This window comes from Peribacillus sp. YIM B13472 (assembly GCF_042788005.1).
GTDB lineage: Bacteria > Bacillota > Bacilli > Bacillales > DSM-1321 > Peribacillus > Peribacillus simplex_E.
In genome coordinates, this window is sequence record NZ_JBHZPG010000002.1 from 1 (window position 1) to 25,970 (window position 25,970).

The 25,970-nt window shown below is 41.2% G+C and carries 18 protein-coding genes; 10 read left to right on the forward strand and 8 right to left on the reverse strand.

The genetic code is table 11. The features are described from left to right. The first annotated feature begins 276 nt into the window (after positions 1–276). Both ACFX4I_RS01755 and ACFX4I_RS01760 read left to right on the forward strand, forming a co-directional pair. The gene (locus tag ACFX4I_RS01755; RefSeq protein WP_377418751.1) at positions 277–4,014 is read left to right on the forward strand and encodes a S8 family serine peptidase; all 3,738 of its coding nucleotides are present in this window, start codon (positions 277–279) and stop codon (positions 4,012–4,014) included. Positions 4,015–4,238: 224 nt separating this feature from the next. Further along, positions 4,239–4,655, forward strand: coding sequence for a hypothetical protein (locus ACFX4I_RS01760; protein WP_230301770.1), 417 nt, complete (start codon positions 4,239–4,241; stop codon positions 4,653–4,655). 128 nt (positions 4,656–4,783) lie between these two features. On the opposite strand, the gene ACFX4I_RS01765 is transcribed toward ACFX4I_RS01760, so the two are convergent. Next, positions 4,784–6,229 carry an aminotransferase-like domain-containing protein gene (locus ACFX4I_RS01765; protein WP_230301771.1) on the reverse strand — a complete coding sequence of 482 codons (1,446 nt, stop codon included), beginning with the start codon at positions 6,227–6,229 and terminating at the stop codon, positions 4,784–4,786. A gap of 124 nt (positions 6,230–6,353) precedes the next feature. Between ACFX4I_RS01765 and ACFX4I_RS01770 the strand changes: the two genes are divergently transcribed. After that, positions 6,354–6,962, forward strand: a complete 609-nt coding sequence (locus ACFX4I_RS01770; protein WP_230301772.1) for a LysE/ArgO family amino acid transporter — start codon at positions 6,354–6,356, stop codon at positions 6,960–6,962. A gap of 167 nt (positions 6,963–7,129) precedes the next feature. Here ACFX4I_RS01770 and ACFX4I_RS01775 read toward each other — a convergent pair whose 3' ends face one another. The 3 genes from ACFX4I_RS01775 to ACFX4I_RS01785 all read right to left on the reverse strand — a co-directional run bounded on the left by ACFX4I_RS01775 (position 7,130) and on the right by ACFX4I_RS01785 (position 13,271). Beyond that, positions 7,130–10,102, reverse strand: coding sequence for a DEAD/DEAH box helicase (locus ACFX4I_RS01775; RefSeq protein WP_377418755.1), 2,973 nt, complete (start codon positions 10,100–10,102; stop codon positions 7,130–7,132). After that, positions 10,095–11,720 carry a hypothetical protein gene (locus tag ACFX4I_RS01780; RefSeq protein ID WP_230301774.1) on the reverse strand — a complete coding sequence of 542 codons (1,626 nt, stop codon included), beginning with the start codon at positions 11,718–11,720 and terminating at the stop codon, positions 10,095–10,097. Before ACFX4I_RS01780 ends, ACFX4I_RS01775 begins: the two co-directional genes overlap by 8 nt. Positions 11,721–12,377: 657 nt before the next feature. Then, positions 12,378–13,271 (reverse strand): helix-turn-helix domain-containing protein, encoded by an 894-nt coding sequence (locus tag ACFX4I_RS01785; protein ID WP_283932386.1) that lies wholly within the window; start codon positions 13,269–13,271, stop codon positions 12,378–12,380. 546 nt (positions 13,272–13,817) lie between these two features. On the opposite strand from ACFX4I_RS01785, the gene ACFX4I_RS01790 reads away from it, so the two are divergent. Next, on the forward strand, positions 13,818–14,132 hold the full coding sequence (locus ACFX4I_RS01790; RefSeq protein ID WP_230301776.1) for a hypothetical protein: 315 nt from the start codon (positions 13,818–13,820) through the stop codon (positions 14,130–14,132). A gap of 28 nt (positions 14,133–14,160) precedes the next feature. Here the strand turns inward: ACFX4I_RS01790 and ACFX4I_RS01795 are convergent, their stop codons facing one another. Continuing rightward, positions 14,161–14,304, reverse strand: coding sequence for a hypothetical protein (locus ACFX4I_RS01795; protein ID WP_377418759.1), 144 nt, complete (start codon positions 14,302–14,304; stop codon positions 14,161–14,163). Between the two features lie 465 nt (positions 14,305–14,769). Between ACFX4I_RS01795 and ACFX4I_RS01800 the strand changes: the two genes are divergently transcribed. The 3 genes from ACFX4I_RS01800 (at position 14,770) to ACFX4I_RS01810 (ending at position 20,782) form a co-directional block, all read left to right on the forward strand. Then, complete coding sequence (locus tag ACFX4I_RS01800; protein WP_377418762.1) at positions 14,770–16,206, forward strand: hypothetical protein; 1,437 nt, start codon at positions 14,770–14,772, stop codon at positions 16,204–16,206. A 155-nt stretch (positions 16,207–16,361) separates the two neighbouring features. Then, positions 16,362–18,368 (forward strand): penicillin-binding transpeptidase domain-containing protein, encoded by a 2,007-nt coding sequence (locus ACFX4I_RS01805; protein ID WP_377418765.1) that lies wholly within the window; start codon positions 16,362–16,364, stop codon positions 18,366–18,368. A gap of 344 nt (positions 18,369–18,712) precedes the next feature. Beyond that, complete coding sequence (locus ACFX4I_RS01810) at positions 18,713–20,782, forward strand: SpoIID/LytB domain-containing protein (RefSeq protein ID WP_377418768.1); 2,070 nt, start codon at positions 18,713–18,715, stop codon at positions 20,780–20,782. A 16-nt stretch (positions 20,783–20,798) separates the two neighbouring features. On the opposite strand, the gene ACFX4I_RS01815 is transcribed toward ACFX4I_RS01810, so the two are convergent. The 3 genes from ACFX4I_RS01815 to ACFX4I_RS01825 all read right to left on the reverse strand — a co-directional run bounded on the left by ACFX4I_RS01815 (position 20,799) and on the right by ACFX4I_RS01825 (position 22,678). Beyond that, positions 20,799–21,053: a hypothetical protein gene (locus tag ACFX4I_RS01815; RefSeq protein WP_377418771.1), complete on the reverse strand. Its 255-nt coding sequence runs from the start codon at positions 21,051–21,053 to the stop codon at positions 20,799–20,801. Further along, complete coding sequence (locus ACFX4I_RS01820; protein ID WP_377418774.1) at positions 21,010–21,156, reverse strand: hypothetical protein; 147 nt, start codon at positions 21,154–21,156, stop codon at positions 21,010–21,012. Before ACFX4I_RS01820 ends, ACFX4I_RS01815 begins: the two co-directional genes overlap by 44 nt. A gap of 88 nt (positions 21,157–21,244) precedes the next feature. Further along, positions 21,245–22,678: an alkaline phosphatase gene (locus ACFX4I_RS01825; protein ID WP_230301781.1), complete on the reverse strand. Its 1,434-nt coding sequence runs from the start codon at positions 22,676–22,678 to the stop codon at positions 21,245–21,247. 258 nt (positions 22,679–22,936) lie between these two features. Here ACFX4I_RS01825 and secA point away from each other — a divergent pair, with 258 nt between their 5' ends. The 3 genes from secA to ACFX4I_RS01840 are packed head-to-tail and all read left to right on the forward strand — an operon-like array spanning position 22,937 to position 25,940. Beyond that, on the forward strand, positions 22,937–25,315 hold the full coding sequence (secA, locus tag ACFX4I_RS01830) for a preprotein translocase subunit SecA (protein WP_377418777.1): 2,379 nt from the start codon (positions 22,937–22,939) through the stop codon (positions 25,313–25,315). Continuing rightward, complete coding sequence (locus ACFX4I_RS01835) at positions 25,312–25,773, forward strand: SLAP domain-containing protein (protein WP_309519644.1); 462 nt, start codon at positions 25,312–25,314, stop codon at positions 25,771–25,773. The genes secA and ACFX4I_RS01835 overlap by 4 nt, the downstream gene beginning before the upstream one ends. After that, a complete protein-coding gene (locus ACFX4I_RS01840; protein ID WP_230301784.1) occupies positions 25,758–25,940 on the forward strand; it encodes a hypothetical protein in 183 nt (60 codons plus the stop codon). Before ACFX4I_RS01835 ends, ACFX4I_RS01840 begins: the two co-directional genes overlap by 16 nt. Positions 25,941–25,970 lie beyond the last annotated feature (30 nt).

A 25,970-nucleotide genomic window follows, 5' to 3' on the forward strand; every position in this document is an offset into this window, starting at 1 on the left:
AGTGGAAATCAACGTCCAAATTGTACAAGCCATAAAAATAGACAAACTCGATTTTCATCGAGTTTGTCTACAGTCTGGGGTGATGTTAGTTTAACATCACCATCTTTTTGTCGTTTATCTTGTAAATCTATTAAAATATGAAAAATAATAACATAATCCTAGTTCAAAATAGGAAAATAGTGACTATTACCCCTTAAAATCACCCCAAAAGTTGTGATACTTTTATACTCAGTAAGAATATTCCAAAAATTGATTATTTTAGAGGAGGAAAGTTCTTTGATTAAACGCAGTTTGTCCATTCTAGCAATCTTTCTATTAGTATTTACTGCAAGCGTTTCCGCAGCCAAGCTCCCAGATCCCCCGACAGGCTCGGGCGGTGCAGGTAAGAAGAATCAGGAAAGTATTATAAAGCTGAAGAAAAATGATTTGGGGAAAAAATACAAAAGTAATGAGAAGGTTAGGGTCATCGTAGAGATGAAGGAAGCCCCGGCAATAGAAACAGCTTCGAAAGAAGGGAAACTTTTTAAACAGTTATCGAAAATTAAGAAACAACAATTAAAGTCCGAAAAGCTAGCTAATCAGAAGAAATTGAAAAAAAAGGTGAAAGAGAAAAAAATAGCTTTCAAAGAACTTGAAAGTTTTACGACAGTCGTCAATGGGTTCAGTGGTGAACTTCAGTATGGTGAAATCAAAAAGGTGGAAGCCATGCCTGAAGTTGCTGAAGTACATATTGCGAATGAATATGAACGTCCTGTAGAAAAACCCGAAATGCTTTATAGTAAAGAACTTGTCCAAGCCCAGGAAGCTTGGCGGGAATATGGATATAAAGGGGAAGGGATGGTCGTCGGGATTATTGATACTGGAATCGACCCATCTCACCGTGATATGGTACTGAACGACGAGACTAAGGCTGAACTGACTGAAAGTGAAATAAGCGGGATGAAGGAATCTAGCCATCTATTAGGCAATTATTATACGGCGAAGGTACCTTATGGATACAATTACATGGATGAAAATGAAGAAATCCTTGACCTTGGTGAAGGGGCTTCCATGCATGGAATGCATGTAGCAGGTACGGCCGGTGCCAATGGAGATGAAGAGAACGGCGGCATTAAAGGGGTTGCTCCTGAAGCCCAGCTGCTTGCTTTAAAGGTCTTCGGGAATGATCCCGACATGCAGACAACATGGGGCGATATATACATTAAGGCGATTGACGATGCCATCATCCTTGGGGCGGATGTGCTGAATATGAGCCTTGGCTCCACTGCAGGTTTTGTATCGGCAGAAGATCCGGAGCAGCAGGCGGTATCCAGGGCTGTTAATAATGGGATCCTGATGTCTATTTCAGCAGGAAACTCGGCGCACTTTGGAAATGGATTTGCAAACCCATCAGCCTCGAACCCGGATATTGGTGTTTCAGGTTCACCTGGGCTTGCTTACGACTCTGTACAAGTGGCATCGGTAGAGAATAACTATATGGATTTGGATGCAGCGACTTATGATATAAACGGACAAGCAGGTAAAGCTCCGTTCATGTCGGCTTCAAGCGTACATCCCAATGCTTTGAAGGATAAAACACATGACTTGGTGGCTGCAGGTCTTGGGACGCCGGATGAGCTTTCCAAAGTGGATGTTAAAGGCAAGTTCGCCCTCATCGAGCGGGGCACGCTTTCTTTTATAGAAAAGGCGCAAAATGCCCAGGCAGCAGGAGCGACAGGAGTCATCATTTACAATAATGCTGACGGGTATATTTCCATGGCCACAGATCCAAGCATCACCATTCCTCAGCTGTTCATGTTGAAATCGGATGGTGCAAAGCTGAAAGCGGCCTTAACGGATGGCGAAAAGGTGAAGATTACCTTTAATGGTGATAAAACAAAAGCTGTAAATCCAGAAGCAGGGAAAATGAGCTCATTCAGTTCATGGGGAGTCGCACCGAACTTGGATTTCAAACCAGAAATCACTGCTCCAGGCGGACAAATTTATTCGACGCTGAACAACGATGAATATGGAATGATGAGCGGTACTTCGATGGCGGCACCACATGTTTCCGGAGGCTCGGCACTGGTTCTTGAAAGAGTGGATAAAGAATTTAAATTAGATGGATCTGCCCGGGCTAATTTAGCTAAGAATCTGATGATGAATACTTCAAAACCATTAACGGATCAGGGTGTCGTCAATAAGGCCCTTGACTGGGAAAACCCTTACTCGCCTCGAAGGCAGGGAGCCGGAGTCATGCAGCTGCAATCCGCATTGTCCACACCTGCTGTCGTGACCGAGGCATTCACGAAAGAAGCGAAGGTTGCACTGAAGGAGATCGGCAATAAGTTCGCCTTCACTTTAAAGGTTGAAAACTTCAGCAACAAAGCGGTCAAGTATGATGTAAAAGGAAACATCCAAACGGACTATGCAATCCAGGGACAACTGGGTTATTCCGCTAATGAGCTGGAAGCACAGGAAATTAAGAACGCTTCGATTAAAATCAATAATAAAAATACAAATAAGATTACCGTTCCTGCAAAAAAATCGGTTACATTCGAAGTGAAGGTGGACATATCCGATGCAAAGGTACTTGGCGATGACCTTCAGACTCTTGTAGACATTGACAAGGTCTTTCCAAACGGATATTTTGTTGAAGGGTTCATTTCATTGAAGGATCCAGCCGATACGAATCCGGCACTGAATGTACCGTATGTAGGGTTTAAAGGAGAGTGGGACAAAGCCCCGATCCTGGATGGCACTAAATATGACAAAGAGTCTTTCTATGGCATGGCAGGAGGAGTATCGACAGCAGGTGAAGATTTCACTTATCTCGGCTATGACCCTGCGGGAAAAACATTCAATGGCAAAAATATTGCAATTTCCCCAAATGGTGATGGTGCACAGGATGACTTCGTGCCGGTCCTATCATTCTTAAGGAATGCGAAAAAGGTAGAATACAATATATTGAATGGTGAAAACAAGTCGGTCCGGAAACTTCGCACAGAGAATAATGTACGTAAGGACTATTATGATGGCGGACAAGGGACTGCATACACCCTGGATCCGGCCCGTAAATGGGACGGTAAAATTAATAACGCACTCGCTAAGGATGGGGTCTATTATTTTGAAATCAAAGCGATGATAGATTACGAGGGTGCGAAATGGCAGACGTTTAAAATGCCTATCAAAATCGATACGGTAAAGCCGACAGTCAAGATTTCGAAAAAAGGCAATGTGTTGACCATCCAAGGTAAGGATAATTTGAATGGTTCAGGGCTTGCTTATTACGATGTACAAGTCGATGGAGCATCCATCATGGAGGAACCGCTCCCGGCGAATGCGAAACAATTCACCCTACCTGATGTAAAAGGGGAAAAGGTTCAGGTTGTGGCAATTGACTATGCAGGTAATGAAAAAACGGCTGAAACCGAATTAGCAAGCGATTCGGCTCCGATAGATAATCATGCACCAGCTGTAAAGATCAAGAGTCCTGAAGCCTTGAGCGTGAACAATAAAACTAAAATCAAAATAACTGGAGAAATTGAAGAAGCGTCGGAAATAACGGAATTTAAAATCGACAATAAAACGGTACCTGTAACGTATAACAAGACGAATAATAAATATCAATTCTCATATGAAAAGAAATTTGTAGATGGTGTCCAAAGCTTCACGGTTAAAGCAACCGATAAGTGGGATAACACGGTTTCCTTTAAACGGACGATTATGGTCGATGCAACAAAGCCAGGGTTAAAAGTTAAAGGTGTACCGGAAACTGTGGGAGCCAAAGGAAAGAATCCAAAAGTGGACGTGACGGTAGAGGATAATTTCGATGAAATCCGCCTTTACCTGAACGGAAGCGAAGTATTCTATCATGAATTCAAGGAACCATACAAAATGCGTGCCTATAAGAAGAAGATAGAGGATTTGGAGCTGCCGCTTAAAACAGGCAACAACAAGATTGAATTTAAGGTGACCGATCTTGCAGGAAATGAATCGAAGAAATCCTTTAACATCAATAAAGCAAAAAAATAACGAAAGGCAGCCCTCTTATCCAAGAGGGCTGTTTTTGCGTAATAAGATTCCCGGTTATGGATTGGAAGTATGAATTCTTTCGTGATGATTTTGGAGTAGTTTACTGCGTTTTCACCGTGCTAATATGTAAATCTATTAGTGAGGAAGTATTTTCATTTTCCGGCAGGGATATGGAATAGGATGAAAGAATTAGGTATAAAGAACCTATTAAAAGGAGGGTATCTATGAATTATAAGAAGAAATCCAGCAATAAAGTAAGTAGTCTTGCAATTACAGTGAAATTCGAAAGGAGAGGAAGCGACAGTTCAAATCTTACAAAACCGAGTTTCTTTGATGCACTTCAGCACGTCCATTCCCCCTTTGAAAAGGATCCCCGCTCAAATTCACCCTATCAGGATTTTCCTCTATGTCAGGAGGTAACCCTTTCTTTTTTTGAAAGAGGTGCTAAAACATCTATTAATTATGATCCCCACCAAGAAAAAATCATCATTGAGGAAAGTTCAGGGACATATCAGCCGAATAAGGGTGAGGCGCTTACTGCAATCCTCGATCATATCATGATCAATCATGGCTATCACCATTCTTTTTTCATCATCCAGCAAAAAGGGAGGAACGTAAAAATGAAAGCTGCTAATCCGTGATATCATCTTCTGGAACTGCAGGACATTGTAGGGTATGAGGAACGTACGAATAAGTTACTTTACTCAATAAGGATGGAGCTGCCACGGCAGCTCCTCGACATGATGAGCGTCTCCTATCCTTCAAAATGTTAAACCATCCGCCGAATGATCTTTGATAGGGTTTGGATGCCATAAGCTAATTGATCCTTCGAGGCGTATGAATATGAAAGCCGTATATGTGTATGGTTATTTGGTTCGTATATGTATCCTGGATTAAGAAGTATGTTCTCCTTTATCGCTTGCTTGAAAAGGTTTGGATTCACGATGGGTTTACATAATTTTAACCATATATAAAATCCGCCTTGAGGTATTTGCCATTCAGCCAGTCCCAAAAAATATTGATCGAGAAGGGTTAATGTAAAATCTCTGCGATCTATCAACTCATGCCTTAGCCATTCTAAATGCCTTGAATATTGACCATTTGCTAACCATTCTGCCACAAGGTGTTGGGAAAGTGCACTGGAACCGTAATCCATTTGCATTTTAATGTCCGCTAAACGTTCAATCACAGTTATCGGGCCAGCAATCCATCCGATACGCAATCCGGGGCTTAATGTTTTGGACATACTGCCAATGTGCAATACAAGGCCATCTGCATCAAGGGATTTTAAAGGTGGCGGTGGTTCTTTTTCAAACCACAAATCACTATATACGTCATCTTCAATAATCGGAATCTGTTCTTTTTTGCATAGTGATAGGAGGTTTAGTCTTTCTTCTTTTGTCCATGTAGTATTTGTTGGATTGTTAAACGTTGGAACAGTATAAAACAGTGACGCTTTCTTCCTTCCATTGATGCGCTTTATTTGTGTCGGAATACTTTCCCGGCCTTGTATTGATAAACCTACTAATTGCATGCCCGCAGATTGAAAAGGGTGAACGGAATTTAAATAGGAAGGGGATTCATGTAAAATCAACGATCCCTTTTGAAGTAAACCAACTGAAATCAACTGGAGTGCCTGAAGCCCGCCAGAAACGACCATGAGGGAGCTGGGACTTGCGTTGATCCCTTTTGTTTCTAAATAAACACTTATACATTGGCGAAGTCTCTTATCACCCTTGGGCTCGGAATAACCTAATGAGTGGGCATCAAAAGAGGTGGATCGCAACGTCTTTTCGATTTGTTTTGTAGGCAATAGAGCTGGAGATAGTTCGCCCGTGCCCAATCTGATGATGGCGGTGTCCGTTTCATACTGATTAATGTCCTGAATCGTTTTTAAATTAGGTTCATGAAGGCCATTCCGGACATAGTTTTTCCAGTCGGGCTGTTTGCTGGAGACGAGCACATTCCATGTATTATTTGAAACGAATGTTCCGGAACCAATCTTAGTTTCCAATAATCCGTCTGCAATCAACTCATCTATGGCTGTGATGAGGGTACTTCGGTTTACACCAAATGAGTCTGCCAATGAGCGTTGTGATGGAAGCTTAGTACCAACCGGCCATTCCCCTCGTGTAATTTGTTGTTTGACCCAATCTACTATTTGTTGGTGAAGTGATTGGTCGGAAGCCCGGTTTGGTCTCCATTCTATAAACATGCGAAAACCACTCCTTTCATGTTCTAAATTCATTATTAATTGGTTGGTTTGAAAACCAACCAATTGGATGGTTAATTCCTTTGTTTTTTTCATTATACTGAATATGAAGGGAGGGGGTATTCGTATGGGGCCAATTTTTCATGGATTATTCTTGGCATTAGGGCTGATACTTCCGTTGGGAGTGCAAAATGTATTCATTTTTAATCAAGGAGCAATCCAACCTACAATAAAAAAGGCATTGCCAGCAACGATCACAGCTGCAATTTGTGATACAGTGCTCATTCTGTTAGCTATTTTAGGTGTTTCGTTGGTTGTCATGCAATATGATTGGTTGCGCCTTACATTAATCATAATCGGAGTTATATTTTTATTGTATATAGGTTTTCAGATTTGGTTTGCCAAATCGAATTCACAGTCAGGTGCCCAATCCATGCAGATGTCGACCAAAAAGCAAATTGTGTTTACTCTATCCGTCTCATTACTGAATCCGCATGCAATCTTGGATACGATAGGTGTAATCGGTTCGAGCTCACTTGTTTATTCTGGGAAAGATAAAATGATTTTCACCATAACGTGCATCTTTGTGTCATGGTGCTGGTTCCATGGATTATGTCTTGCGGGACGATTGCTGAAAAAGGTTGATACATCCGGGAAATTCCTTGGAATATTAAATAAAATTTCTGCAATCATCATTTGGATCACAGCCCTCTATATGGTGAAATCGCTTTTTTGAATCAGATAAACGTATTCGAACTAGACCATGCCACGTATTCAAGGGTTTAAAAGTTACAGGACGCTTATGTATAAAAAAAGGGGAATGCATATCATATATGCATTCTCCCTTTTTTTGTCAATAAGCTAACAACCTGCCCTCATTCATCTTCATATCGTGAGAGCGGGTTATTGAAGAGCAACCAAGTCCTTGATTTCCTCTGTGGAAAGTTCGGTGATCCAGTTGTCACTGCTGATGATCTCGTCGTTCAAGGCTTGCTTTTTATCAAGCATCTGGTCGATTTTTTCTTCCAGGGTCCCTGTACAGATTAGCTTATGAACGTGAACGAAACGCTGTTGCCCAATTCGGTAAGCACGGTCGGTAGCCTGATTTTCAACAGCCGGATTCCACCAGCGATCATAGTGAATCACGTGGTTTGCTTCTGTAAGATTAAGTCCAGTGCCGCCTGCTTTCAACGAGAGTATGAAGATGGGGAATTCCCCATCTTGGAATCGGGTGATCATTTCATCACGCTGCTTCTTGTTCGCACTCCCGTTCAGGAATGGCACTTCAAAGCCATATCGTTTTTCCAGCAATTCTTTAATCATATTGCCCATCCCGATATATTGTGTGAAAATGAGACAGCTTTCATCCTGTTCGCGGACAGCATCGATAAGCTCGGTCAGCTTCTCGAGTTTGCCTGATCGGTTAGGTGCCTTCATGATGTTTTCCTTTTCCGCCTCTTTTAAGTATAGAGCTGGATGATTGCAAAGCTGCTTGAGCTTATTCAGCATCTGGAGGATGATGCCTTTTCTTTCAAAGGCAGACAGTTGTTCGATATCTGTGAATGTATCTTTTATCAGTTGTTCATACAACGATGCTTGCTCGGTGGTAAGCGGTACGAATTCCTTTTGTTCTTGCTTATCCGGAAGATTAAGAGCGACTTCTTTATCGCGTTTTGTACGGCGAAGCAAGAAGGGCTGTATCAAACGCTGCAATTCCTTAATTTTATCTTTCTGTTCATCACGCTCAATGGTCGCCACATATTTTTCCTGAAACTGACTTAGTGTTCCGAGATAGCCCTTGTTGATGAAGTCGAAAATCGCCCACAGCTCACTTAAACGGTTTTCCATCGGCGTACCCGATAAGGCGATATGATGTCTGCCATTTAGCTTGCGGACCGCTTTGGATTGCTTTGTTTGGGCATTCTTAATGTTTTGAGCTTCATCAAGGATTACGCTGCTCCAATGGATGGTGGTCAGTTCAGCCACATCTTGATGGGTCAGGCCATATGATGTTAAGACAATATCATGATCGGCTGCCAGTTTAGTAAATGCTTCACCTTTAGCACGATTCGATCCGTAATGAAGGTGAACCTTAAGTGATGGTGCGAATTTTTCCAATTCCTTTTGCCAGTTGCCAAGGACCGATGTCGGGCAGACGATGAGCGCCGATTGTACAGAGACGGATTCGGGGGCAGAGGTAATGACCTCAGCCTCATCGCTGCTCTCTGCGTTACTTTCCTCTTCGACGATGATCGGTTCACTCTTTTGTTCGTCCCTGAGGGCAGTGGGCAGCTCTTTACTGGCTCCTTCTTTGCCTTTCACATGAAGTAGGTAGGCAATCATCTGGACGGTTTTTCCAAGTCCCATATCGTCGGCTAGACAAGCACCAAATCCATGCTCCCTTAAAAAAAGGAGCCAGCTCATGCCCAGTTTTTGATAGGGGCGTAGATCACCTTGAAGTTCATTAGGGACGGGCAGGATGGATATGTTTTTGGTTTCCCGGAGTCTTCCGACCATTTTACGGAGCTCCTGGTTCAATTCGAATTGAATCCGGAGCATTTCGTCGTTTTCAGAATCGTCATCGCCATCTTCATTTACGCCATTCAAAAGTTCCTGCTGCAGCAAGTCAGTCAATTGGATGCCTTTTTCATTAGCTGTTTCCATCAGCTCCTGAATTTGTTTAATGAAAGCTGGATCAAGCTTGACCCATTGGCCGCGGATGAAGACAAGCCGCCTTTTTTCATTGACGAGCTCCTCGAACTCCGCCTCAGTGAGCTCTTTGCCATTTAATGAGAACCGCCAATCAAAGTCCATTAAAGCTTTTAACCCGACATAAGACGGGCCGCGGTTCGATTGGCTCTTCACTTTCGCCTTGACCTTCAATGAGGACTCCTTCAAGGCAAGCCACCACGATGGAAGGAGAATTTCGACGCCAAGAAACAGGAGCTTTTCGCTTGCGTCGGTCAAGAACTCCCATGCATCCGTTTCTGAAATCTCCCTTTTCAGACGGCCCTTCTCCCCAAGCCATGGCACGACGAGTTGCCAGCGTTTCGTAGCACGCACCACTTCACTTGCATACTTATTCCAGCCGCGCGGCAGTTTTTTTCCTGTATATGTTTCAACGATATTCTCATCCCTTTTTGAACGAAGGGTAACATCGAGTATCCAAGGCCCATTGCCATCAGGAGGCTCAGTTAAGCGGAGACCTATGGTGAATGGCTTGGGATCGGGCAGGGTACCGAGCCATTCCTGCCAGCTGTCTTTGTCAAAAAAGGCCTGCAATTCTTCGGGAGAAAGTCGTGTATCCTTTAATGCCCCGACGGCTTCACTCCATTTATGCTGCATGGGTGAATAGTTTTTTAAATACATATTAGCGGCACCGTTATACCACTTTTCGATAAAAGTACGGTTGGTTTCCAGTTCAGGAGAAGGGAGATCCAAAGATATTTCTTCTTCCCAAAAGGAAGGGACGAATTCCTCTTCCACTTCTTCCGGCAGCTTCCAGCCGATGGAGTCCAACTGAAGATTAGTGAAATCCGGTACGGGGATTCCGGCTTCAATGGATTCATGAAGAACGGGCGCTGCTGATAGGCAAAGGGAGGATAACTCGGACCATTCCCATTCTATGAAGGAGTTAAAGCTTTCCCTAGCAAAAAAGTTGAGAAGTCCCCAGGCGTCAAGAATGAAAACTTGATTTCCATCCACTATATCTGCAGTCATTTTAGTACCATAAAAGCTTGCGTCATCCCAGTTGAATAACAGCCTGCGTATATAATTCGTAGTGAGGAAGGTATTCTCTTCATTGACGACACCAAGGGCGTAAGTTCCGTTTTCGAGAGCCGCTATTTTGATTTTTAATTTCCCTGGATTAAACATCGATAAGCTTACCCCTTTTTAGTTCTTCTTGGAATGCGCGAAGCCGTTTGGTTGAATCTGCTACATAAAGTATATAACGATCGAATACGTCTTCCTTTTTGCTCTTTTTATAAATGGTGCGCATCCTTTTCAAATAACGGACAGCTTGCTTATAAGCAGGCCGATTTTTCAAAGAAACTTTTTCCTGGACCGCATGATAGTAAAGGGGCAGGATTAGTTCCGGTTCTTTTGAGACCACTTCTTTGATGGATTCACTGCTGATTAAGTCAATGCTGATTTCTGAGTAAATATGCATCTCCACCCATTTTTTATATTGTCCTTGTTCAAAAAGGAAATTTGCATAGTTCCAATAGCTGTGCGGAAGGGTGGCCCTGTAAAATTTCTCAAGCAAATCGGTCCGTTTTAATTTATAACAGCAACTATTAATTAAAGTCGTGAACGTTCGGACGAAATCCACCCGTTGATAATAATCGGATAAACCGGCAAGGAATTCCTGGACATTATTATTGATGAATTCAATAAAAGGGATGGCCCGTGATCGGTTGTCAGATTCAGCCAGGAGATTCAGCCAATAAAAAATGTATGGACAGGCTTCCTTCTTCAATTCATGAAGAAGCTCAATCGCTTGTTTATCATGGCTCTCCAAAAGGGATAGGTGAATGGCTGCGAGGGAATAGGACGTCCTCTCAGTGGTGCCCATATACTTGTCGGGAAGTTCTTTATTGATTCGTTCCAGTTCCTCTTTACGCCATGAGGAGTTGGAGAATAAGTAGCTCCATATCTCCCGGTAGAGGTCGATCTTTTCGTATTCCAGGCCTTCTCCTCCATCCAGTAGTTTAGCTACATCTTCCTTGATGCTGAAAACGAAGGGATCAAAGGCGAAGGGCCTCGCTTGCCGGCTAAGCGGCTGTACCGTCTCATGCAGCTCTTCTGCCAGGTCGACGGCAAGTGCATAAAAGACCCTGATCGTTTGCGTCTCACTTTTATGCAGCTGAATCATTTTAAGTGTCAGCTGCATCGTGCAAAATTGCGTAACGAAATGATAAAGCAACTTCCATTCCCTTTCCATTGGAGCTTTTGAGCTAAGGCGTTTAAAGTAAGTTTGTATATGATTTTCAATCATATAAGTAGCCTCACCTATATGGGGCTCGACATGTTCCGCAAAGGCATCATTGACGAATTGCTTCCATGATGGGTAGCTTTTATCTAAAATGATGGAATTCCCCGCCGCCTGTTTAAGTAATTCACTTGCCCGTTTAACTTGCTGCAGTGCTTGAGCAGTTGAGGTGTTTTTTGGTGTTTTCCATTCGCTCAGCCATTCGGAAACACTGGCGTGTTCAGAATATGCAGAAAAGAAAACAGCCATTTGATGCCGGCATATGAACCTTGAATCACATGTACAGCTTCCATCCTGAGGGAAGAGCAGATTCAGCCTGGCCTTAAAGCGTGTCCCATCCTGTACCTCAGCCGCAATCGTATCCACAGCTTCTTCTTTAATATCAACGAGCCCCTGACGGTATAACTGGAGCCCTTGATTCACCACATCCGAATCTTCCGGATCCCCGGCCTCCAAAAATTCCGCCAGCCGCTCCCCAACTAACAACAACTCCCGCTCCATACTCTCCTCCTTCAGGGACAAGCCCTGTTTACCAAAATTTATATTTTTTGTATGATCATGAACCATCAGTTCTTTAACTTATCGTAATCCCGCCCCGGGTTATTCTTGGGCCGGGCATATATTTCATCCCGAGATCGATTGCCGGGCTTTTTCCATGGCCGTTCTCTTTACGTTCTAATCCATTTAATCGAACAAACCATCACTGCTTCTAACCGTATATTCATAAAAACCCTGTAAAAGTCAATATCGTCAAAAATCCCCTTGAATATAAGCGGTTCGGATATAAACAGGAATAACTGGCATTAACGTTAACCATCCTCATCACGCATCACAAAACTAAGTGATGAGGGGCTGGAACTTTTTTTAAAGGTGCGTTTTTTGAAGCATCTCTTTATTATACTTCATTTTGGCTTGGAATTTAAAATGTAGAATGGAGGTTTTGAAAATGATGCGTGTAAAATTATACATATTCCTGGTGTATGGCTCAGTTTGTAGGCAAATGGGGTTCTATATAAAAGTAAAACAACGTTGACTCGAGCGGGTGCCTGGAGGCAACGTTCAAATTGTACATTCCTAAAAAAATTGTAGACAAACTCGATTTTCATCGAGTTTGCCAGTCTGGAGCCATTCCCGTGGAAATGGCCAAAAATATAGAATTTAGTTTATTTTCATTTCGTTCTTCCAACTGTCCAACTTTTTGTTGATGAATGTAACAAAGGTATGGTTTTTTTGTAAATTGAATAGAAACGCTGACTTTTCCAAGTACTCTTTTGCCTCTTCAAAGTTACCTACGAGTTCAAAGTTGTAACCTAAATGGTAGTGTAAATCAGCTAAAGCATATAATTGATCATGTTCGAGGCACCACTTTATGGCATCTTGGCAGCAGGCAATGGACTCTTCGTATCGGACCAGTCGTGTTAACACTCTGCCAAAATTATAGGATAGGCGTGTCTTTAGCGTTTTATCCGTCAAAAAGGGTAGGGCTTTCAAGTGATCTAAAGCTTTCCTTAACAAGGCGAATGCATTTTCGTACTGTTCTTCGGCAACATACATTACACCAAGGCTGCTTAAGATTTCAAGCTCCCGTTCCGAATATATTTTGTCGGTCGTATGAGTAATGGCGATGGCCTGATTAATGAATTCTATGGCTTTATCTAAATCTTTATTTTTTTCATATTCATATATTCCCTTGTGCCAAAGAATCAATTGATGATTCTTTTTATTCTGAAGAAAGAGGGGACTGTTTTCCTCAGCCTTTACAATTTGCTGCATTTCCTCATAATTTCGGGTTCTTCTGGCTATTTTTAATTGATAAATCACTTCTTCAACGTAATCCAGCCTAGGGGTCATTCCAATATCGAAAAAATAGTTTACATCAACGCCTAAACGTTGGGAAATTAAGTAGAGGGTGGATGCATATGGATAGACATCGCCTTTTTCAATCTTGCTGATCTGTGCTTGTGTACAAATACCGGATGCCAGCTCTTCCTGCGAAAGCCCGATTTGTTTACGTAGCTCTTTGATCTTTTGTCCAACTGCAAAAAAATCCATTTTGATTCTCCTTAAAATATGCCTAGAGTTATATTTTGTCATGAAAAATCGGTGAAAGCGGTATGTACAGGTCCTGAACGGTTTAAATAGAATCTTTAGTCGAAATATATGGTTTTAAGAAGTGTGGTTAAATATAACTATAGAATTAATTTCTATTTTAACCAATATTTTTTTAAAGAAAAGGAGGAATGACCTATGAAAAAAAGTACTAAAGCATTAGTCGTATCTTTTCTTATCATCGCTGCTTTTGTTATTGTCCCAAGCGAATTACCAGGCCTTTACGCAGAACTTCCAGGTTTATATAAATAAGTAATGAAGCTTCCCTATCAATCATTCAAGCATCTTCATTAGAAGATGTTTTTTTATTATGATTAAATGATTATTCTTTTGCGCATATTCCTGTAGTTATAATTATCTATGAAAGGTGAGAGTAAGGTCTATTTGGTAGGTGCGGAAGAAACGTGAGGGTAGTTTGTAACGCCTATTTCCCTTTAATGATTTTGTTATAGTGTAAATAACAAAACGGAGAGAGGTGTAAGGTTAACGATGGATATTAATATGAAAGTTCAACCCTCTTTTTACGATGATGAATGTGCCATTGTGTTTTCTTTTTATTTTGATAAGGCAGCCAAGAATATTGGCGAAGCTGTGGTGTACACATGCAAAAAATCAGATGAAAAAGAATACAGCCAAGATCATATAGATACAGATATACAAGAAAAAATCGCTTATATTAAAGAGTTTTCCATTGTAGATGAATATCAGGCAACCTCGATGAAAAAAATTAAACATTTTTTGAATGTAATCGGTATCAAGAAATGTGTAAAGCACAACCTTCAGGGAAATGAAATCGCATTTTAAACGATAAAAACTCATGACATCCAACCCGTCATGAGTTTTTACCATTTAAATGAAAGTTTTGAGCATTCATCTTCTTTTTGATGAAATCGCTCATTTGTTTCCGTTCACTTGGTTTAGCGTTATTTGTTCTTTCAAAAAATTTAAAGTGTTGTTTATTGCTATCGGATTTCATGATGTCTCTCCTTTGTTTTTTATTTACCCATTCCTCATTAGTTAAAACGTGATTTTCATGATAAAGGGAAAAAAATAGTGAACAAAAAAAATTTCGTTATTATTCCTATAGTTATATTTTCTTCTGTGAATCCCTGTATATAAGGATTAATTAGATAATAATGAGTGTTAATGCCTAAATATGGAGGAATTTCATGTTTTATCATACTTTAAATAAATGCTAAAATGGTCCGAATATCGGATTTTTCATTAGAAACATCAGTTTCTAGTACCCTAAAGTGAAGAGGGTTGAAGAACTCTTTTCGATGGCCCCCGAGCACTTGCTTGGGGGATTTTTTTTTATTGGACAATTTGTCCACTTTATTTCTATAATATGTTTCGTTTTGTTTGTATATACATGGGTAAATATAAGAAATAAGATGAATTAAACCTGTTTTTAGCAGTTCAAATCGGAGGAATATATTTTATGGATGTGAAAGTGAAGAATGATCCTACGAAGCGAACTTTCCAGCAGTACATTTTTCCATTTGCGCTTGAAGGAAAAATGATTGAAAAGTTTGTGGAAAAGTTGGTTGAGGACAATTTCGTTTTTTTGAACTTGAAAGATATGGAACAACAAAATCAATTTTACGGTGGCCATAAAGTTTCTCACCGTAAATTGGAAAAGTATTTCATGCCTTACATCGAGCCTATTTTATTTCCTGGTAATGCAAAACAGAAGGAAGGCTTGCGGCGTTTCACGAAAAAACTGGATTTTGATTGTACCTTCGAATCACCCTATCTAAATACCCCATTTATTATCAACTCTATAGATATCTTCATATGCCCATTTCATATTGGCATGATGAATCTTCGCATTACTTTGCCTGAAGGGCTTTCTTATGATGATGTGCTCTATTTTGGCGATACATTCCGAATCCTCGAACCGATTGCTGATGATGAAGAAAAAACGAAAGTAAGCTGTCGTGAAAATCAGTATGAACAGGTGAAGGATTTCATCTTCAATGAACTATTGCCGCCAATTGAGGAATATATGGATGAAGAACAAGCGAACCCGACTTATTTTGGCAGTTTGCCCTTCTTCATCGATGAAAGAATGTACGTGATCAGCTATACTGCATTCCCTGAGAATCGTGATATCACTAAAAATGATTTATTCCGCATCAGTGAGCTGAACGGGTATGACAATGATGGTGAGCCATATATAGGCGCATTAAACCCCGATTATATAGAAAAGTATTATCAAGAAAGGGTATATGACAGGTGGGGCAAGGAAACCTATTATGTAACTAGCATGTATCATTTCGCTTGTGTCACGAAAGCGACAGGTAAACTGGAACAGGAACTGGCAAGCGAAATGTATGGCCAGCATTTTTATACAGTATTGCTTTTCTTCTATTATAAAATCGTACTGCTTAAATTGGCTCATGAACATTCCCAGATAGATGTGGAAAAAGATCAATCGGATACGGAACAGCTGATTTTCATGATCACTCAGTTTTCTGCAAAGTACCTATTCACTGAAGTCAATAGTACGGCAATCGGTAAAGAGCTATTCAAAAAAACGGATGAAATCTTCCGGATTGCCGCTCTCTACAGGGAAGTGAAGGAAACACTTTCCTACCTTTATCAAAATCAGGATAAACTGTCTGGGAAAAGCAGTAATTATCTTTTGCAAATACTAACGATTTATACGGTTGTTTCCGGGATATTCGGAATGAATCTATATATTGACGATTGGAAAGGGAAATTACCGTGGAAAGCTTATATGAATTACTCCTTATACGAATGGGTAGCTGTCATTGTTACGACAAGCGGTCTAATCATTTCGGCCATCTTGGGCTTTTTCTTCTTGAAAAAATGGCTGCAAGAGAAAAAAAGCCGAAAAAAAAGAATGCTTTAAAATAAAAGTCCTGTACACTATGTACAGGACTTTTGTTTTAGAAAAAACATGGTCAATTAGAAAAATGAAGAAATTCGGGATGCAAAATCCCCCATTCCCCTAATATTTTGCTAAACTATAGGTATATCATTCTAACTATTCATTAGGAGGAAATCATGAAGAAACTAGCTTTAGTTTCCAGCTTATTGTTGATGAGCGTATTGTTCCTGGCCGGATGCTCGGATGAGCCTAGTCCGGAAGATCGCTTTGCGGCATATACGAAGCTTTGGAATAAACAGGATTTTGCGAAGATGTACGAGTATCTGTCGCCTGAGACAAAGAAAGAAATCAGTGCGGATGAATTTGCGAAGCGTTATGAAAAAATCTATACGGGCATAGAAGCCGACCAATTAAAGGTGGACTATAAACAGCCTAAAGAAGAGAAAAATCATAAAGATGGAGAAAAGGTAAGCCTTTCATATACCGTTGACATGTCCACTATGGCTGGTGCTGTCAGCTCTGACCATAAAGCGACACTTGTCAAGGAAGGGGAAGGCGAGGAAGAAAATTGGTACATCAAGTGGGATGAAAGCTATATATTCCCTCAATTGAAAGCTGGAGAAAAGGTATCGGTTGAATCGTATCCAGCCATTCGCGGTGAAATTGTCGATAGAAATGAACGCGGCCTTGCCATGAATGGAATGGTAGCAGAAGTGGGGATCGTGCCAGAGAAAATGGCCAACGAATCCGAAACGGTTAAAAAGGTTGCTGGAATCCTCAATATGTCCACCGACGAAGTGAATCAGAAATTAAAACAATCATGGGTAAAGCCAAGCTATTTCGTGCCGATCAAGAAAATGTCAAATGATAATGCCGCAACCTTGGAAAAGCTATTGAGCATTGCCGGTGTATCTGTCAATAATACGGAAGAGCGTATTTATCCGTATAAAGAGGCTACTGCTCATCTAATTGGATATGTCGGTGAAGCATCGGCGGAAGATCTGGAGAAATTGAAAGGAAAAGGTTATACCGCAAGTGACGTTATTGGCAAGCGAGGACTTGAGGAAGTGTTGGAAGAGCGGCTTAAAGGTGAACCTGGCGGTAAAATCTTTATTAAAACCGAAGATGGCGAAGAAAAAGTGATTGCTGAAAAGCCTGCTGAAGAGGGAGAAACAATTACCTTGACCATCGACGCCGAGCTTCAAAAGGATATCTTCGAGCAATATAAGAACGAAACTGGATCGGCATCGGCAATTGATCCGAAGACAGGCGAAACGCTTGCACTTGTTTCAAGTCCGTCATTCGATCCTAATAAATATATTTTCGGGATAACAAAAGCGGAACAAAAAGCGCTTGAAGAAGACCCGGAAAAACCACTTTTGAACCGCTTCAGTTCGACGTTTGCACCTGGTTCAACCATTAAGGCCATCACTGCGGCAATCTCTTTGAAAAATGGTGTGGATCCGAAAGAGTCGATCAATATCCAAGGGAAAACGTGGGCCAAATCGACATGGAAAGATCATTCCATTACAAGGGTGTCGGACCCCGGTGTTCCAATCGATATGGAAAAGGCATTAATTTATTCAGACAATATTTACTTTGCCCAAAAAGCTTTGGGGCTTGGAAAGGAAAAATTCACAAATGGACTCAAGGCATTCGGATTTGATGAGTCGTTGAACTACGATTATCCGATCAAAGCATCGAGCATCGGTAAGATCGACAGCGAGGGACGCTTGGCAGATGCCGGATATGGTCAAGCGCAAGTCCAAATGAGCACGCTCCATCTTGCCATGACCTATTCAGCCTTCTTGAATGAAGGAAACATCCTGACACCTTCGTTAATAACAGGAGATAAAATAGAAAAGAAAATATGGAAAGAAAATGCGATATCGGCAGACCAAGCAAATCAGGTCACCAAGATGCTGACACAAGTGGTGGAACATCCTAAGGGAAGCGGACATGGAATAGATGATCTAGGCATCAAAATCGCTGCCAAAACGGGAACTGCCGAAATCAAGGCATCCAAAAATGCTGACGGAACAGAAAATGGCTGGTTTGTTGCCATGGACACAGAAGACCCGGAACTTCTCATGGCATGGATGATTGAAGATGTAAAAGGACGAGGCGGCAGCCATGTCGTTGTCGATCGTATGAAACCGGTATTGAAGAAGTATTTGAAGTAAAGAAAAAAGTACCCATCAGAAATGGGTAAAAATGCAGCAAGCATTTATCATTAAAAAGCAGGACATGGTTTCTTCCATGTCCTGCTTTTATTTTTTTACACGTTGACGATTCCAATTTGTTAAGACAATAAAGCTGGATTTGAAGGATAATGAGTCGTACATACAGAATGTAAAAAGAGAGTTCAGTAACCTGCAAGTAAGCCCGTGATCCCGGTGGTCCTGAAATCATCAGGAATTTCTGCAGCAGTGACACCATCCAGGCCGTTATCCCTACCAATGGATTGAACAAGATTAATTCAAAAATATTTGAAAGATAAATAGAATAGGAATGAGGATGAAAAGCAATGAGAAGTTTAAGGTATTTGTTTATCGCTTTCTTTATCACTTTTTTTGCATTTCCTTCTCATGAAGCAACGGCAGCGGAAGAGAATACATCGATGGAAGTGAAACTGAAGAATTATTTGGGGAATAGAACCAGCGTCAAAATAAAGGCAACCGGGGACTACCGTACTTCAGGGGGAGAGATATTCATTAAGGCAGGTGAAAATCTGACTTTGAAAGTGGAGTCGGGTAAACTTGCCGTATACAAAGGTTTTAAGAAAATGGGATCTTATGCTTCCTTTAAGGTAATGCCAGGTAAACCTGATGCTTCATTGTTCATAAACGGCCGTCCGTATCTTGGCTCATTTTCATTTACAGCGGAGGACGGTTACATCCGGCCAATCAATCATGTTTACATGGAAGATTATCTAAAGGGCGTTGTCCCGCTGGAGATGCCCGCTCTATGGCATGCCGAAGCCTTAAAAGCACAGGCGATTGCCGCCCGGACTTATGCACTTCGCCATCAATCCACAATAATTGATGATACGGTTTCTTACCAAGTATATGGCGGGGCTGCCGGTCACTATCGAACTAATTCAGCCATTGAACAGACAAAGGGCATGGTAATCAAACATGATGGCGAAATAATCGAAGCGTTCTTTTCCTCAAGCAATGGAGGAATGACCGAATCGAATTCAAATGTTTGGTCAAGTGGCAATTCCCTTGCATATTTATCTATAAAAGAAGATCCCTATGATTCGAAAACCAATTGGGAGATAATGCTGGACAAACAGCAAATCGACCTTTCGAAAATGGATTTATCTAAACCGGAAGAATGGTGGGCAAGTGTAGAGGAAAAAGATAAAACGGTTGTGCCGAAGCTGAAGGTTTGGCTGAAGAATAATGGATATGCGAATAAAGATATTAAAATAACGGATATTCCCTTGTTAACATTTACAGATGAAAAAACGGGAGGCCGTGTAACGAAAGGCTCCATCCAACTGAATTTCTATGTAAGGGGTCTCGTTGATGACAGGGGGAAACTTTTGCAGCAAACGGTTAAGCTTACTAATGCAGCGGCTTCCAAAATCAGGGGCATGGTGGGGCAAGAGGTGATGAAAAGCTATTTGGTTGACCATTCATCTACCGATCCTTCCAAAATCTCTATTGAAGGATCAGGATATGGGCATGGTGTCGGACTAAGTCAGTTTGGAGCGAAAAACAGAGCGGAAGCAGGCCAATCATATCAAGAGATTTTGGGGTTTTATTATCCTGACACAACTATAGAAAAGGAATATGGACCAGGTGCTGGATCTAAAACGGAACTTGTCTTAAAGTCGGAACTAAATTCAGTTAACATGAAAGCGGAGCCGGATCATTTAAATGATGAGGTTGGAATCACATACTCCCTAAAAGAAGATGCTGTGGTAACACTCACGATTAAAAATAGTAAAGGGAAAGCCTTAGCTACCCCAGTCCGTGACCAAACAATGAAAAAGGGTACCCATTCAGCAATCTGGAACACAAAAACAGTAAATAACGGTACATATGAAGCAGAAATATCAGCAATGGACCGAACCGGGAATGAAGGTTTGGCCACAATGGCGATTAAGATCAGTAAAGATACGTCGGCACCGAAAATCACCGATGTCAATACATCGGGTGATTATAGTACCGAGAAAGCGAACATAACCTATACCATTAATGAAAACGCTAATGTAACAGTGGAAATTAAGAACAGTAAAGGAAAGGTTGTTGGCATCCTTTCTGAAAGACAGTTCACTAAAGGCAGGCAATCGGCAACCTGGGATTTCAAAAATATGTCCAACGGGACGTTTACGGTGACAATCTCCGCTAAGGATAAGAGTAACAACCAGAAATCCATTTCAACGAAAGTCTCCATTAGGAAGACCACAGGAATAGTGACAGCAAGAGAATTATATATTAAAAAAAATAAAAATGCATCTTCTGAAACGGTCGGGAATCTATACAGGGACCAAGCCGTAACGATCCTAGCTCAACAAGATGAATGGTATAAAGTGAAAAAGGGAAGCCAAATTGGGTATGTATTAAAAAAACATGTAAAAAAATGAATGTGGAGGACGTCAATTATGGCGTCTTTTTTAAATGGTATTTAGTTTCTTCATCAAACTCACGAGTAAAAGTGGCAAACTTACGAGTAAATGGAGCAAACTCACGAGTAAAAGGCACAAACTCACGAGTAAATGCCCCAAACTTACGAGTAAATGGAGCAAACTCAAGAGTAAACGAATCAAACTCACGAGTAAAAGGTACAAACTCACGAGTAAATGCCCCAAACTTACGAGTAAAGCACAAATTCACGAGTAAAAGGCAGAAACTCACGAGTAAATGCCCCAAACTTACGAGTAAATGGAGCAAATTCACGAGTAAATGCCCCAAATTCACGAGTAAAACGCAATTTCACGAGTAAACGCCTCAAACTCACGAGTAAATGCCCTAAAAACTCCAGGGGAATTCCCCTAAACTTGAGTTAACGGACCTCAATAGAAATGAATTCCGAAAAATCTAGATACTCATTCCTCTTTTGTTTTATGCTGACCAGGTGTGAACGGAACACCGGCTGCTTTTGTGATGATTTTCGAAATATCCGTATTTTCAATGACTCCATCGAAGGCTTCACTGCCTGGACCAGAGGCGAAAACGGGAATCATATTGGCTGTGTGCCCTCCTGTGGAACTGGCCGCCCTTGTGCTTCGATCAGCTACACCCGCCTTATGATGCCTGGCGATGGTGCTTCCGATTTCCCAATCGATTTGATGTTGTGGATAGACGAGCGTTCTATTCTTTCTTACGTTATCGATGAATTGATCGACTTCCTGATCCGTAAGGGATATATGTGCATACTTCTTGAATGTGGAAACGACACTTTCTGGATTGATTTCATTATTTTTATCAAATGTAAGCTGTTTGGACATATATTCAGATGAAACCCTGATTTTTTTCAATGCAGTGATATCCATTGTTTCAGAAGCGGAGGTCCCCATTGTTTCGTGGTCTGCAAGTACAACAATCAATGTATCATTTCGATTTTTTGCCCAATTTACAACCTCTTTCACGGTTTGGTCAAATTCGATCGTTTCTTTCCATATTCCAGTGATATCGGCGGCATGCTCCATATGGTCAATACGCGCACCTTCGGCCATCAAGAAAAATCCTTTATCACCCCTTGATAAAATATCCATCGCTTTGGATGTCATTTCGGGCAGGGATGGCTCTTGGGAATGTAATACTTCTTTATCCAGTTTAAAATTCATATAGGTAGGGTGAAATAACCCTAAAAGTTTTTCCGGTTTATTAATGGAACTAAGTTCTTCTTTCGTCGTCGTAATCCCATAGCCAGCTTGTTTAAATTTAGCGATTAAATCCTCGCCATTCTGCTTATCCGCCTCGAAATAGCTGGCACCTCCGCCGAGAATGACGTCGATCCGGTTATCAAATAGCTGCCTCGCGATATTTGCGCCACCTGTCCAGCGGTTAGGAACACTTGCACCAAAGGCAGCGGGTGTGGCATCGACTACCATATTGGTTGAGATGATCCCCACTTTTTTTCCATTGTTCTGAAACGCGTCCAATATACTATCCACCTCGGAACCATTGGCATCGACACCGATTGATTCATTTTTGGTTTTTATACCAGTGGCAATCGCGGACCCTCCTGCTGCAGAGTCAGTGACGAAATTATTGGCGGAATACGTGCGCATCAGGGCAACATGCTCCAGTTGTTCCAAATGTAGAACACCTGTCTTTCCATATTCCAATTGCCGGGCAATTTCTATGGCCCCTACCCCCATGCCGTCGCCAATCAGCAATATGACATTCTTGGGGGTGTTTTTTGTCTCTGCTTGAATAGGGGAGCTCATGTAAATAAAGCAAAATATAAGAACGAATAATCCAAAGTGATGCGGCTGTGCAAGTTTATGAATGAATTTTCTGCTTGTCTTACTCATCTGTAATCCTCCATTGGGTGAAAGTCTTCCTATTATTTGTTTAAATCGATAAAAAAACCCCTCCATGATTTTCAGGATGGAGCTAATCTTTTTAGCGCTTTTAATGGAAGGGCATCCAGCCGCTTTTTACGTAATTTATTCAAAAAAAGAAATAATTTCTATATAATTACAATATAAAGGTGATAATTAATAAACAGTAAATACTTACCTGATATAATTTCACTAAAGTTCAATTGAATTAATAGGAGAGAAAAACCTATGCTATCCAGTATGAAAAGGTTCTTCAAAGAAGGTTCTAAAGACTTAAAGAGAATTTATAAGTTGGTAGAAGATGTGAATCGGCTAGAGGGTAAATATGAAAGATATTCAGATTTGGAATTAAGCGGAATGAAGGATAGATTTAAAAGCGTATTGGATGCTGGTGAAAACATATTGGAAATAAAAGCTGAAGCTTTTGCGGTCGTGAGGGAGGCTTCTAAACGAGTATTGAATCTTAGGCATCATGATGTTCAGCTTGCAGGCGGTTTTGTGCTCAGTGAAAGGGGCATCGCACAAATGAATACGGGCGAGGGGAAGACGCTTGTCTCCACTTTGCCTAGCTATTTACAGGCACTGTACGGTAATGGTGTCCATATTATTACGGCCAATGAATATTTGGCCAGACGTGATAAAGAGTTAATGGGACAAATTCATGAATTTCTAGGATTGACGGTTGGTTTGAACATTTCCCAAATGGGACCTTCCGCAAAACGTGAAGCGTATGCGGCAGATATCACGTATGGAACGGCAACAGAGTTCGGTTTTGATTATTTGCGTGATCATATGGTTTACCGAAGAGAAGAAAAGGTTCAGAGAGGACACCGATTTGCCATCGTCGATGAGATTGACAGCATCTTGATTGATGAAGCGAGGACACCATTAATCATTGCGGGCAGGGCAAGCGACGGAACCGAGCTTCACCAGATCACGGCACAAATCATGAAGACATTTATAGAAAATGATGATTACGAGATTTTCAGCGAGTCAAGGTCTGCCTTTTTTACGGATCAAGGGGCTTCCAAGATTGAAGAGGCCTTTGATATCGACAATCTGTATGGAATGGAACATCAAGAGTTATTACATAATGTTACACAGGCGCTAAAAGCCCATGCGATCATGAAATTGGATGTGGATTACATTGTCATCGATGGAAAGGTTGCTATCATCGATAAATTCACAGGCAGGGTGATGGAAGGGCGAAGCTTCAGTGATGGACTTCATCAAGCAATTGAGGCAAAAGAGGGCTTGGAGATTTCCGAAGAGAATGAAACACAGGCCATGATTACCGTCCAAAATTATTTTCGATTATATCATTCAATGTCTGGGATGTCAGGCAGTGCAATGCCATCAAAGTCAGAATTCCAGGAAATATATCGGCTCCCCGTCATCGAAATTCCAACTTATGAGCCCATCATTCGAGTTGATGAGGTTGATTTGATTTATAAAGATGAAACAAGCAAAATCAACAAAATCGTCACGGAAGTAAAACGGATTCATGATGGAGGCAGACCTATTCTGATCGGTACGACTTCCATTGAGCAATCTGAAAAAATCTCAATTCAACTAGAGAAGGAGAAAATCAAACATCAAATCCTTAATGCGAAGACGGAAGAAGATGAAGCTGAAATCATCGCGAATGCCGGGCAAAAAAATCAAGTGATGCTGGCCACGAACATGGCTGGGAGAGGAACGGATATATTACTTGCGAATGATGTCAAGGAATTGGGCGGCCTTCATATTATCGGTACGGAGCGACACGAAAGCCGTCGGATCGATATGCAGCTAAGAGGGCGTTCCGGCCGGCAGGGTGATCCTGGTTCAACACAATTCATCATTTCTTTGGAGGATGATTTGTTTAATTACTATGATGAAGAAGAAATCGGGCGTTATATAAAGAAAATCAAAATGGATGAAAATGGATTGGTGCTGAGCCCTGCACCCGATAAATTCGTTAAAATGGTTCAGGAAACGGTAGAGCAGATGCATCAATCAAGCCGCTACCATTTATTGAAGTTAGAACATGCATTAAATGAGCAGAGTAAAATCATCTATGCAATGAGAGATAGGATTCTTGATATGGAGCCTGGACGGATGTCGGCCATTTTACTTGAATATATCGAAAAATACATTACTAGGCTCACAATGAAATATTATCCTGAACATATGGTGGAACCTGATTCCTCTGCCTTTATTGAAGAGCTTTCCCTTGTTTTCCTGTCGTTAGGTTGGCAGGCAAGTGATTTGCAGGATTTAGAAGGCCGAATTGAAGGAAAAGCGTTGGATGCTTTAGGTGAATTGGAATCGAGGCTGATGATCTTTCAAGACGATGCAGAATGGGGAAACCAGTTGCGTGCTTTCATGCTGCAGCATATTGATACAAATTGGATGAACCATTTAGATGAAATGAACAATGTGAAAGAAGGCATTGGTTTAAGCGGGTATGGTCAGCAGGACCCATATACACTGTTTGAAAAAGCGGCTCTCAGTCAATTCAACCTTCTATTAAGTAAAATTGAGACGGAGATAAGCATCCGTTTTTTGGAATATATGAAAAGCAATCAGGAAGATGCAGCTGCTTTGGAAGGGGAGGAACGATGAGTTTATTTGGAAAAAGGGATAATGCAGCTTCAGATGTACATGAGTTATTAAATGAGGATGACACCGTTCATACTGCCCTGATGTTTCACAAAGGGTGGGAAATTTCCAAGCAAGAGGAATATGTATATAAATTCCACCATCAAAGGCTGCCTGCATTAAAACCGAACCAAATTTCAATATCCGGCATCAAGCTGACCAGGGTGGAAGATGATGTAATCATAGTGGCTTTTCTACGAAATTCAATAGAGAAAGCTGTCAGGTTTGATATCGTGGATTTACTGTTAGTTGATGGAGATGGAAAATTCCTCGCAAAAAAGACATTCGATCTTACAGAGCTTGGGGAGATTCCAGCACTTTCAAGCATGCCATGGCGTTTCTTATTCGAGGAAGGAAATATGTTGGCGGAATCGATTCCTGATGAAGGTTGGAAAATTGCTTTTGAATGGAAGAGAAAGTAGGAAAACAACCGAATGATCTGGCGGCAACCGCTTTTTTGCCGGAGTGCCAAAGCAAAGCCCTCATCCTTTTAGTGATGAAGGCTATTTGTTTATTAGGGAAGTCATTAGTGCCAAATATTTATGCCGTTTTCTGTGTGCAATTTCTCATAAATGGCAACGCTAAGTAATATTTATAAGTGATCTTCCGCAATCAGGCT